Genomic DNA, 11,941 nt, shown 5'->3' with positions numbered 1-11,941 from the left:
CACGCCCCGACGCGACCCCGACCGACCGGCCACCCCACAGCCCACCAGACCAAGACGCCCACAGACCGGCCCGGTCGTCACGCCATCCAACACACCAGGACGCCCCCGACCGACCGGCCACCCCACAGCCCACCACGCGAAGACGCCCCCGGCCGACCGTGTCGTCACGCCACCCAACACACCAAGACGCCCGACCAACCGGCCACCCCACCACACCAAGACGCCCACAGACCGGCCCGGTCGTCACACCGCCCGGCGCCCGGGGCGGGCCTCGACCGGCTCGGCGCCCTTGCCCCGGAACCCGGCGTGGATCCGGCCGGACGGCCTCGCCCGCTCCTCCTGCCGGCGCGGGCGGCAGTCCGGGAAGGGCAGCGTGCGCCGCGGCAGCGGAGCGGCGGCCGGCTCACGCAGGTGCGACAGGGTCAGCCGGCCGGCGTGCTCGCAGCCGCTGCCCCAGATGGGCCGGCGGCGCAGCAGGTCGGAGTGGCCGCACGCGACGACCAGCAGGGCCCCGGTGCCGGCGCCGCCCAGGCTCTCCGCCCAGTCCAGCACCACGTCGTCGGCGAGGTGCAGGTCGTCCAGGCACAGGACCACGGGGCGGTGGTGTGCCTCGTGCTCGATCACCTCGCCCCAAGCGGCGAGGAGGTCGGCCCCGGTCCCGGGCAGCCCGGGAGGGGGCGCGGGGCACAGCACGCGCAGCAGCCGCGCGGCGTCCACGTCGGAGTCGACGGCGGAGCGGACCACGGCTCTGAGCCGCTGCTCGGGCGGGTCGTGCCGCGCTCCGTGCGGCGGTGCCCAGGCGTCCAGCAGTGCGGCCGCGACGGCGACGGCGTCCTGGCCGCCCTGCGGGGGGCGCGGCCGCAGGACCCGCACCGCGTCGGTGTCCCCCACGACACGGCGCTCGAACTGGGCGAGCAGGTGGGTCTTGCCGACCCCGTGATCGCCGAGCACCGTCAGCATGGAGGGCACGTCGTGGTGGCGGGAGTACTCCAGCAGGTTCTCCAGCAGGGCGAGTTCGGGCCGGCGCCCGGGGTCGGTGCGATGCCCGGCTGGTTCCTCCGTGCGCAGGGTTCGGGCCCTGCGGATGCCGAGGGCGCCGTCGGCGGCGTGGACGGTCTCGTCGTAGCCCACCCACGCGCCGGTGTCGCCGGCCACGTCGTCGCTCACGAACAACTCGCCCTCCGGAACGCCGGAGAGCAGTCCGTGCGCCTTGTCGAGCAGGGTGCCCACCACCGAGACGGCGGCAGTCGGGTCGTGCGGGTCGTGCCGCACGATCGCCTTGCCGGAGATCACCACGGCGCGCATCACCATGCCCGCCCGCGTGGCCAGGCGTTCACGGGCCTCGAAGGCCGCGCGCACCGCGTTCAGCGATGCCTCGGGGCGCTCGGACCGCAGCCCGAACAGGGCGGCGCACAGCCCTCCCATGGAGCCGACGACCGTCCCCGAGCGGCTCTCGACGCTCTCGGTGAGCACGGTGACCGCGTCGTGCAGGGAGGTGTCCAGCTGTTCGCTCCCCATGGCCGCCGCGTCCCCGGCGGACTCGGTGCACACCACGAGCACGCACACGTCCCGCCGCTCGGCGACGGTGCCTCCGTCGGCGACGCCGAAGCCCGTTGCCCCGCCCGGCCGTTCATGACTCTCCACGACGCCGTACGAGGCCCCGTTGCCCACGCCCGAGGCGGCCCCGGCGATCGACGCCGAGGAAGCCCCCGCGATCGCTGCCCCGCGCGACCGGTCGCCGCCCTCGGGGACGCCGTACGAGGACACCACGGCCGAACGGCCGCCCCCGCCCGCGAGTCCGTACGAGGGCGCGCCACTCGAACCGCCGCCCCCCGCCGCGACACCGTACGAGGACGCCCCGCCCGGACGGCCGTCTCCGTCCGCAGCGCCGAAGGACGCCCGGCCGCTCAGCCGACCGCCCCCCTCGGCGTTCCCGGAGGACGCCCCCGCATGCGACCGGTCGGCACCCTCCGCGCCACCGGCGGACAGCGGCATGCGCAGCCGGTCACCGGCCTGCGCGCCACCGGAGCTCAACGGCAGGCGCGTCCGGTCACCGGCCCCCGCGAGCGCGGGCGCACGCAAGGGTTCCGGTGCTGCCGTGCCATCCGGCCCGGCCGGCCCGGCGGGCCCCGGGTGGGCGGTGATCCTGGCCGGTGCCCGCACGGGGTCCGCCTCCGCGACCCCGTGCCACCGCGGTGCGCCCGCTTCGGAGGCTCCCGGTTCCGCCCGGGCCTCCGTGGGGCAGGCCAGCGCCTGGTCGTGGCGCAGGATGCGGTGTTGCAGGGTCTGCAGGGCGGCGGACGGTTCCAGGCCGTACTCCTCGACCAGGGCCTGTCGCACCCTGCTGAACACGCTCAGGGCCTCCGCCTGCCGACCGCAGCGGTACAGGGCGAGCATCAGCTGCCCGCAGAGCCGCTCCCGCAGGGGCTCGGCCTCGGCCAGCGAGGTGAGTTCACCCAGCACGGCATGGTGCCGTCCGCACGCCAGCTCCGCCTCGAAGCGGTCCTCCATGGCGTCCAGCCGCAGCTGCCGCAGCGCCGTGAGCTCGGCCCACTCCACTCCCTGTTCGGCCAGGTCCGACAGGGCCGAGCCGCGCCACTCCCCGAGGGCCTCCCCCAGCAACTCGGCGGCCTCGGCCGCCTCATGGGCGTCCAGGCGCGCCCGGCCCGCGGCGACGGCGCGTTCGAAGCGGGTCGCATCCAGCTGCTCGGGATCGACGCGCAGGATGTAGCCCGGCGCCCGGGTGAGCAGCTGCGGCGGCTCGTGCCCTTCGCCGTCGCCGCTCTCCAGCAGGGCGCGCAGACCCCATACGGCGTTCTGCACCATCTTGCGTGCCGTGACCGGCCGCGCGTCCTCGGGCCACAGGGCCTCGAGGAGCTGACTGGTGGCGACCACCTGGTTCGCGTGGAGGAGCAGCAGCCCGAGCACCGCCCGCTGCTTGACGCCGCCCAGCGGCAGACTCCGCCCGCCGCTCACCACCTCCAGCGGCCCGAGAACCTTGAACTCCACGCCTACCCCCGTACGTCGGACACCGGTGTTCGGTCATGGCAGGCGCCATTGCCCGCCCGCGCGGCGCTCACCGAGCGGACGCCGCGCAGTACCACCTCGGCCACGTCATCGAGCCGCTGGTCCCCATAGAAGTGACCGCCGGGAAAGACCCGCACCTCGCTCTCGGCGCGGGTGAACGCACGCCAGCCGGCCGCCTCCTCGACGGAGACGACCGGGTCGGCGTCGCCGCACAGCACGGTGACCGGCGTGTGCAGCGGCTCCCGGGGTGTCCAGGAGTACGCGGCGAGTGCCGCGTAGTCGGCTCGCAGAGCGGGCAGCACCATTGCCACCAGCTCGGGGTCGTCGAACAGGGCCACGCCGGTCCCGCCGAGCCGGCGTACGGCGGCCAGGATCGCTTCGTCGTCCGGCAGCACGTCGTGCGGACCGGGCCGCGGCCCGGGCGCTCCCCTGGCCGACAGGAAGAGCCGCCCGGGTGCCCGGTCCCCGCGCTCCTCCAGGAGCCGGGCGGTCTCGTACGCCACCAGCGCGCCCATGCTGTGACCGAAGAACGCGAAGGGCGCTGCCGTTTCCCCGTCCGTCAGCTTCCCGGCGATGACGGCGGCGAGTTCCCCGATGTCCGTCACCGGGGTCTCCAGCCGGCGGTCCTGCCGGCCGGGGTACTGCACGGCCAGTACCTCGACGTGCGGTCGGAGCCGCCGGGACAGCGGCTGGTACGCGCTGGCCGCGCCCCCGGCGTGCGGGAAGCAGATCAGTTTGAGAGCGTCGGGCTCGGGATCGCCGAAACGTCGGAACCACTGGCCGTCCATGGCGCGTTGCGCTCCTGTCTGTTCGTCTGAGGTACGGGGTAGCCGCGTTCCGCCCGGGCCCGGTGCAGTACACCGGCCCACCAGCTGAGGCGGTCGAACATCAGCCGGGCCGACACGTGCCAGTCGTCGGAGGCGGCGAGGGTGCCGTCGGGCCCGAGCCGCTCCCAGTAGTTGTGGAAGCTCACGGTCTCGTTCACCGGGACGGCGTGGACCTCACCGAAGACCTGGCGCAGGGCCGCCACCGCGCACAGCCCGCTGGAGGCGCCGCCGTAGGAGAGGAATCCGACGGGCTTGGCGTGCCACTCCTCGTCGTACCAGTCGATCGCGTTCTTCAGGGACGCCGGGAACGTCTGGTTGTGCTCGGGGGTGACCACCACGAAGGCGTCGGCCGCCTCCAGCCAGGGCGCGAGGTCCTTGACGGCCTGGGGGCGGGGCGCCGTGGGGTCGGCGGACATCACGTCGGGCAGCCAGGCCGTGGCGAGGTCTATGACGTCGACGTCGAAGTCGGGCCGCAGCCGGGCCCGGGAGGCCAGCCATTCCGCCGCGACGTGCCCGAACCGGCCCTTCCTGATGCTGCCGATGATGATCGCCAGCCGCAGTCGCTCATTCTCGGCCACCTGCCCCCGCCCTCCGCGCCCCACCGAAACCGCATTCCTCGGGGAACCCTGGCATATGCCCCTTCGGATTCGCTTCGGACGGCTTCGGAAGCGCTTCGGAGGGGCCCTTCACAGGGGTGGCCGAGCCCTTTTCGTCGCACGTCGCGCCCGTCGTCGGCCGGTTACGCTGAGATCATGGAATTCGGGGTGCTGGGGCCGCTGGAGGTGCGCACGGACGAGGGTCGTGTCGTGCGGGTACCCGAAGTCAAGGTGCGGATGCTCCTCGCCGATCTGCTCGCCCACCACGGGCAGGTCGTCCCGGCGGCACGGCTCATCGAGGACCTGTGGGGCGGCTCGACGTTCACGGCCCGGCCGACGGCGTCGCTCCAGGCCAAAGTCTCCCAGTTACGGCGCGCGTTGGAGGACGCGGAGACGGGCGGCCGCGAACTGATCGCGCACCGGCCGCCCGGTTACGTCCTGGACGTCCCGGCCGGAGCGCTCGACGCCGGGCGGTTCCGTGAACTGGTCGCCCGGGCCCGCTCCGGTGCGGACCCGGTGACGCGGGCTGCGCTCTACACCGAGGCGCTGGCGCTGTGGCGCGGCCCCGCCTTCGCCGAGTTCGCGGACCAGCCGTCCGTGCTGCCGACGGCGGCGAGCCTGGAGGAGGAGCGGCTGACGGCGGTGGAGGAACACGCCGCCGTGCGGCTGGAGTTGGGCGAGCACAGTCTGCTGGTGGGCGAGCTGACGGAGCTGGTGGCGCAGCATCCGCTGCGCGAGGGTCTGCGGGGCGCGCTGATGTGGGCGCTGTACCAGGCGGGGCGCTCCTCCGACGCGCTCGACTGCTTCAACGACCTGCGGCGTCGGCTGGACGAGGAGGTGGGGCTGACTCCCGGGCCGTCCCTGGAGGCCCTGCAGCAGGCCATCCTGCGCCACGATCCGGTTCTGGCCCGGCCGGAGCCGCCCGCGCCGCCCGCCGTGGGGGTGCCGGCGGGGCCGGGGCCGGCCGGGTCGGCCTCGCCCCTGGTGGGCCGCGAGCAGGACGTGCGGGCGATCCGGACCCTGCTCTCACAGCGCCGCCTGGTGACGCTCACCGGGCCGGGCGGGGTCGGCAAGACCCGCCTCGCCCAGGCCACGGCGGAGTCTCTGGCGGGGGCGTTCGGGGACGGCACCTGGCTGGTGGAACTCGCGGACGCCACAGGCCTGGAGCGGTTCGCCGGCGCGGAGGCGCTGGCGGAGCAGGTCATGGCGACGCTGGGGATCCGGGAGAGCACCTCCGACGACGACGCCAAGGGCCCCACGGACCGCCTGGCGAACGCTCTGGCCGGCAGGAGACTGCTGCTCGTGCTGGACAACTGCGAGCACGTCGTGGAGGCCGTCGCACAACTGGCCGGTCTGCTGCTGAACCGGGCCCCGCAGCTGCGCATCCTGGCGACGAGCCAGGAGCCGCTGCGCACCCGTGACGAGACGGTGTATCCGGTGGCGCCCCTGTCCCTGCCGCCGGAGGACGGCCCGGACCTCGACGCCCTGACGAGCGCGGGGGCCGTACGCCTCTTCGTCGACCGGACCAGGGCGACGGATCCGGAGTTCGTGCTCGACGCCACCACCGCCCCGCTGGTCGCCGATGTGTGCCGGCGTCTCGACGGCATCCCGCTCGCCCTGGAACTGGCCGCCACGCGCGTGAGATCGCTGGGCATCAGGGAACTGCACGACCGGCTCGACGACCGTTTCAAAGTGCTCAACAGCGGCTACCGGGACGCCCCTTCACGCCACCGGACGCTGCAGGCCACACTCGACTGGAGCTGGGGCCTGCTCGACGACCGGGAACGGACCGTGCTGCGCCGGCTGTCGGTGTTCGGCGAGGGGTGCGGACTGCGGGCCGCCGAGGACGTGTGCTCCGGCGGCGGTGTGTCCCCCGCCGACGTCCTCGACGCGCTGAGCCTGCTCGTGGAACGCTCGCTGGCCGTCCGCACCGAGGGACCGCAGGGCCCGCGCTACCGACTGCTGGAGTCGGTAGCGGTCTACGCGCGTGACAAGCTCGCCGAGTCCGGTGAGCACGCCGGGACCGCCGCCCGGCATCTGCGCCACTGCGTCCGGCTCGCCGAGCGGGCCCGGCCGCATCTGCACGAGCGGGAGCAGTCGCGCTGGTTCCAGTACCTGGACCTGGAGGCGGCCAATGTGCAGCGCGCGCTGGCCGAGGCCGACCGGGCCGGAGCCGCGCAGGAAGCACTGCGCCTGGTCAACTCTCTGACCTGGTACTGGTACGTCCGCGGCCGGCTGGGCGAGGCCCGCAGGGCGCTGGCGACGGCCCTGGACACGCCGGGTGAGGCCGCGCCCGAGGAGCGCGTGGAGGCGGTGTTCTGGTACACGGGCATCCGGCTGCTGCTCGGCGAGCACGACCGGGAGTGCGACGCCCTGGAGGAGTACCCGCCGGAGTCCACCCTGGAGTCGACCAGGGCCCAGTGGTTCCTGGCGCACGCGCAGTGGACGGTGGGGGCGCTCGTCAAGGGCGAGCAGCGGGTCGAGCGCGTCCTGGTGCGCTTCCGCACCCTGCGGGACGCGTGGGGCACCGCCGCCGCGCTGACCACGCGCGCGTGCTTCGCCCTGGCCCGCGGGGACCTGGAGTCGCTGCGCGGCAACGCCGAGGAAGCCCGCGCCCACTTCGCTGAACTGGGCGACCTGTGGGGCCGGCTGAAGACGACGGACGTGCTGGGCAGGCTGGCCGAGATCAACGGTGACTACGACCTCGCCGCCCAGCTGCACCGGGAGAGCCTGCGCATCGCCCAGGCCCTGGAGACCTGGCCAGAGATGTCCACGAAGCTGTCGGGTCTCGGCCGGATCGCCCTGCTCACCCAGCGCTACGACGAGGCCGACGACCTGCACACACGCGCCCTGCGGATCGCGGAGGGGCAGGGCAACCAGCCGGCGGAGCAGTTCGCCGCGCTGGGCCTCGCCCTGAGCGCCCGCCGCCAGGGCCGCCTCGACGCCGCCGAGGAGTGGCTGCGGCCCTGGCTCGCCTGGAACCGCCGCCGCGGTGACGGCCCGGGACTGGCCCTGGTCCTGGCCGAGTTGGGGTTCATCGCCGAGCAGCGCGGCGACGCCGACCGTGCCCTGGCCTGTCATCGGGACGGCCTCGCAGCCGCCGCCACGACCAAGGACCCCCGCTCGGTCGCCCTGGCCCTGGAAGGCCTGGCAGGCGCCTACTCCCTGGCAGGAGCCCCGCACCGCGCGACCCGCCTCCTCGGTACGGCGGCGGCGGCCCGGGAACGGGCCGGCGCCCCGCACCCCCAGGCGGAGCGGGGGGACGTGGAGCGCATCGCGGCCCGTCTGCGCGCCGCGCTGGACGAGAAGACGTACACGAGCGAGTTCACGGCGGGCACCCGACGCACCCATGAGGCGGAGGTCCTGGCGGAGGCCCACCCGCGGACGACGTGAGCCGGTCGTGGACCGCCCTGCGTGTGACCTGGACGTGCACCGGGCCATCGTCTCGCCGCCGCCCTCGCCGAACGCCGGGCCAGGTCTGCTCGGTGGGATCGTCCACCCCCGCGAACGGTGCCACACTGGATGGCGTGGCGGAGACGGATCGGCAGCTCACTGAGCGGCTGGAGCAGGTCATCATGGACCTGCTGGAGCGACGTGCAGCCACTGCTTCGATCTGTCCGTCCGACGCCGCGCGCGAGCTCTACGAGGGCGACGACGGCGGCTGGCGGGCTCTGATGGAACCGGCCCGGCGAGCGGCCTGGCGTCTGGTGGCGGCCGGCAGGGTCGAGGTGACCCAGGCCGGCCGGCCCGTCGCGGAGACCGAAGCCCGGGGCCCCATCCGCATCCGTCGCGCGCATCGGTAACGGCCCGGCCGCGCATGCCCCGGGTCACCTGTGGCGGCTGCCCCCTCGGCTTCGTACGTCGGCGGAGTGAACGGCCAGGAGCAGGACGATGCGTACGCGCGGCTGTCTGCCTGGGAGAGTCTCTGCGCGCTCAGGTTCCACCACGACGCCGCGGACCTGACTTTCGCGGTACGCGATCCCACCCGGACTGGGTCGCGGTGCTGACGGCGACCGATACCGATGCCGGCCACGGCGGTCGCGGGGAGCCGAACCCCTCCTTGACACCTTCTTGACGATGGCCACGGGCCGAAGCTCGCCTCGCCTGCATCGTCCTCTTGAGAGTTTACTGCCGGAACCACTGTCGAAACCGGTTCCGGAACCGCTCTTCGAAGCATGCCGAGGCACACCCACGCCGCCCACCTCGAACCGCGACGCCCGGCGAACTGCCCTTCATATCCAAGCAATCACGCCCGGACCGTTGACGCGGCAGCCGGATGGGGCTTCATAATCGGGCACTCGCTGTCATCGATGACACATGTCAACGATGACACCCCGGGGCGACGGCACGGACAGCCGGCACCGGCCCGGGGTGCCTTTTTCGGTCCGTCGCGCAGAAGCCGCAGTCACCACTGCGCCGGCGGCCGCGGGACAAGGAGACACCATGAGCCCTGCACGCGTATCCCGGCATGCCCGCACACGGATGATGGCGGCGGTGGCGACCGTCTGTGCCCTGTCGGCAGCCCCGCTCGCTCCCCATGCCGTCGCAGCCGACACCCCGCCGTACACCGAGACCTACCGACCCCAGTTCCACTTCACTCCGGAGAAGAACTGGATGAACGACCCCAACGGCCTGGTGTACTACAAGGGCGAGTACCACCTCTTCTACCAGTACAACCCCAACGGCAACTCGTGGGGCGACATGTCCTGGGGGCACGCGGTGAGCAAGGACCTCGTGCACTGGGAGGAGTTGCCGCTCGCCCTGTCGCACGACGACGAGGAGATGGTCTTCTCCGGTGGTGCGGTCGTCGACTGGAACAACACCACCGGGTTCGGCACGAAGAAGAACCCGCCCATGGTGGCGATCTACACCAGCGCCTACAACAACGGCGGCAAGCAGGCCCAGTCGCTCGCCTACAGCACCGACCGGGGCCGCACCTGGACCAAGTACGAGGGCAATCCCGTCATCGACATCGGCTCCACCAACTTCCGTGACCCCAAGGTCCAGTGGTACGAGCCGACCAAGAGCTGGCTGATGACGGTGTCTCTGTCCGCTGAGCACAAAGTGCGGTTCTACTCGTCCAAGAACCTCAAGGACTGGGAGTTGCAGAGCGAGTTCGGGCCGCAGGGCGCGACGGGCGGCGTGTGGGAGTGCCCCGACCTGTTCCCCCTCGCCGTCGACGGGGACAAGAAGAACATCAAGTGGGTCCTGGTCGTCAACATCAACCCCGGGGGCATCGCGGGAGGTTCGGCCGCCCAGTACTTCGTCGGCGACTTCGACGGCAAGAAGTTCACCCCCGACGACAAGGGCACCTACACCCCGCCCACGGGCACGGTCGTGCAGGACTTCGAAGGCGCCGGCTTCGGTGACTGGACGGCGACCGGGGCCGCGTTCGGCCCGGGGCCGGCAGCGGGCGCGGTGGACGGTCAGGGGACCGTCTCGGGCTTCGACGGCAAGGGTCTCGCCAACAGCTTCCACGGCGGTGACGGTGCCACCGGCACCCTCACCTCACCCGAATTCACCGTGGACAGCCCCTACCTGAACTTCAGGATCGGCGGCGGGCGGCATCCGCACGAGGCCGGAACCGTCATGGACAGAACTCCGCCCGAGGGCACGGTCCTCGCCGACTTCGAAGGCGGCACCTACGGCGACTGGACGAAGACCGGAGACGCTTTCGGCACCGCACCGGCCGCCGGTACGCTCCCCGGCCAGCAACAGGTCTCCGGCTTCCTCGGAGACGGGCTGGCCAACACCTTCCTGAACGGCGACTCCACCACCGGCACCCTCACCTCGCCCGAGTTCACCGTCGACAAGAAGCACATCAACTTCCTCATCGGCGGCGGCAATCACCCCGCCGGCTCCGCCGACCCCACCGCCGTCGAGCTCCTCGTGGACGGCCGGGTCGTCCGCAGCGCCACCGGAAAGGACGCCGAGGCACTCAACTGGGCTTCGTGGGACGTCAGCGACCTCGCCGGCAAGCAGGCGCGGATCAGGATCGTCGACGACAACACCGGCGGCTGGGGCCACGTCAACGTCGACCACATCATGCTGTCCGACAGCCAGGCACAGCGCGTCTCCCAGGAAACCTCCGTCAACCTGATCGTCGACGGCAAGGTCGTCCGCAGCGCCACCGGCGCCGACAGCGAGACCCTGGACTGGGCGTCCTTCGACCTGCGCCCCTACGTCGGCAAGAAGGCGCAGATCCAGGTCGTGGACATGAACACGGCCGGCTGGGGCCACGTCATGGCCGACCAGTTCACCGCCGCCGGGAAGCCCGCCAAGTCCGTCGTGCAGCGCGCCGACTGGGCCGACTACGGCAAGGACTACTACGCGGCGGTGTCCTGGGAGAACGCACCGGGCGGCAAGCGCTACATGATCGGCTGGATGAACAACTGGGACTACGGCCAGTCCGTCCCCACCTCCCCCTGGCGCGGCGCACAGAGCATTCCGAGGGAGATGGCCCTGCGCACCGTCGACGGCCGAACGCGGCTGACCAGCAAGCCGGTGGGCAGCCTGGAGTCCCTCCGCCAAAAGCGCCCGGCAACAGCGTCCGGCGTCACCCTCAAGAGCACATCGAAGCCCCTGACCGGCCCCGGGGCCAAGGGCAAGGCGCTGGACATCGAGGCCACCTTCTCCCTCAAGGACGCCGACCGCTTCGGCCTGAAGGTGCGTACCGGAGCGGGCGGCGAGGAGACCGTCATCGGCTACGACACCACCACCCAGGAGCTGTACGTCGACCGCACCCGCTCCGGCACCGGGGACTTCCACAGCACCTTCCCCGGCGTGCAGACCGCGCCCCTGAAGGCCGAGAACGGCAAGGTCAAGCTGCGTGTCCTCGTCGACTGGTCGTCCGTCGAGGTCTTCGGCGGCGACGGCGAGGCCGTGATCACCGACCAGATCTTCCCCGACCCCTCCAGCACCGGCGTCGAGGTGTTCGCCGAAGGCGGCACCGCCACCCTCGACGCCCTGCGCGCGTGGCAGCTGGGGTCCGTCTGGCGGTGACGCGGCGGAGGCCGTGCGCCGGTCGGCCGGGAGCGGCTTGTGGCGCACGGCCTCCGACGAGGCAGGCGTTCAGGGAAGCGACGCGAAGCAGGGGGCCCGGTCGGAAGTGGGTGGTGATCCCGAACGCCTGCCGGAGCCGGGCCCTGTCGTGGCGTCAGCGGTGATCACGTGGACGGGCGAGTGGATTCATGCGCGGTCGATCTCATCGAGGAACGTGAGCACGGAGGCGTCCTCCTCGATCAGCGGCATGAGGGCGGCGTTGAACGGGGCGCCATACGGGGCGTTCAGGTGTGCCTGGAAGGCGTCCTCGTCCCGGTAGACCTCGAAGATCCAGTAGGCGCGGGGGATGGCCGCCTTGGTGTACACGTCGAACGCCAGGTTGCCTTCCTCCTCGCGCACCTTCAGGGCGTACTCCCGGATCAGGCGGGTGACCTCGTCCTCCGCTCCCTCTCGGGCGGTGAATTCGGCGAGCAGGGTTTTCGTCATGTT

Annotated in this window: 7 protein-coding genes; 3 read left to right on the top strand and 4 right to left on the bottom strand. The window is 72.6% G+C overall.

Annotation, left to right across the window (positions count from 1 at the left end; translation table 11 throughout):
• Window positions 1-243 precede the first annotated feature (243 nt).
• From A4E84_RS30315 to A4E84_RS30305, 3 genes are read right to left on the bottom strand one after another with little or no spacing between them, the layout of a single operon-like run.
• A complete protein-coding gene (locus tag A4E84_RS30315) occupies window positions 244-3,009 on the bottom strand; it encodes a BTAD domain-containing putative transcriptional regulator (protein WP_062929579.1) in 2,766 nt (921 codons plus the stop codon).
• 2 nt (window positions 3,010-3,011) lie between these two features.
• Window positions 3,012-3,815, bottom strand: a complete 804-nt coding sequence (locus tag A4E84_RS30310; RefSeq protein ID WP_062929578.1) for a thioesterase II family protein — start codon at window positions 3,813-3,815, stop codon at window positions 3,012-3,014.
• A complete protein-coding gene (locus tag A4E84_RS30305) occupies window positions 3,758-4,432 on the bottom strand; it encodes an NADPH-dependent FMN reductase (protein ID WP_062929577.1) in 675 nt (224 codons plus the stop codon). The genes A4E84_RS30310 and A4E84_RS30305 overlap by 58 nt, the downstream gene beginning before the upstream one ends.
• A gap of 174 nt (window positions 4,433-4,606) precedes the next feature.
• On the opposite strand from A4E84_RS30305, the gene A4E84_RS30300 reads away from it, so the two are divergent.
• The 3 genes from A4E84_RS30300 to A4E84_RS30290 all read left to right on the top strand — a co-directional run bounded on the left by A4E84_RS30300 (window position 4,607) and on the right by A4E84_RS30290 (window position 11,452).
• Window positions 4,607-7,843 carry an AfsR/SARP family transcriptional regulator gene (locus A4E84_RS30300; RefSeq protein ID WP_062929576.1) on the top strand — a complete coding sequence of 1,079 codons (3,237 nt, stop codon included), beginning with the start codon at window positions 4,607-4,609 and terminating at the stop codon, window positions 7,841-7,843.
• A 134-nt stretch (window positions 7,844-7,977) separates the two neighbouring features.
• A complete protein-coding gene (locus A4E84_RS30295) occupies window positions 7,978-8,253 on the top strand; it encodes a DUF3253 domain-containing protein (protein ID WP_079129172.1) in 276 nt (91 codons plus the stop codon).
• Window positions 8,254-8,893: 640 nt separating this feature from the next.
• Window positions 8,894-11,452: a glycoside hydrolase family 32 protein gene (locus A4E84_RS30290; protein WP_062929575.1), complete on the top strand. Its 2,559-nt coding sequence runs from the start codon at window positions 8,894-8,896 to the stop codon at window positions 11,450-11,452.
• A gap of 186 nt (window positions 11,453-11,638) precedes the next feature.
• On the opposite strand, the gene A4E84_RS30285 is transcribed toward A4E84_RS30290, so the two are convergent.
• Window positions 11,639-11,938 (bottom strand): putative quinol monooxygenase, encoded by a 300-nt coding sequence (locus tag A4E84_RS30285; protein WP_062929574.1) that lies wholly within the window; start codon window positions 11,936-11,938, stop codon window positions 11,639-11,641.
• Window positions 11,939-11,941: the final 3 nt, after the last annotated feature.

The sequence above is a fragment of the Streptomyces qaidamensis genome (assembly GCF_001611795.1).
Lineage (GTDB): Bacteria > Actinomycetota > Actinomycetes > Streptomycetales > Streptomycetaceae > Streptomyces > Streptomyces qaidamensis.
This window is presented reverse-complemented; position numbering and strand designations above follow the sequence as displayed.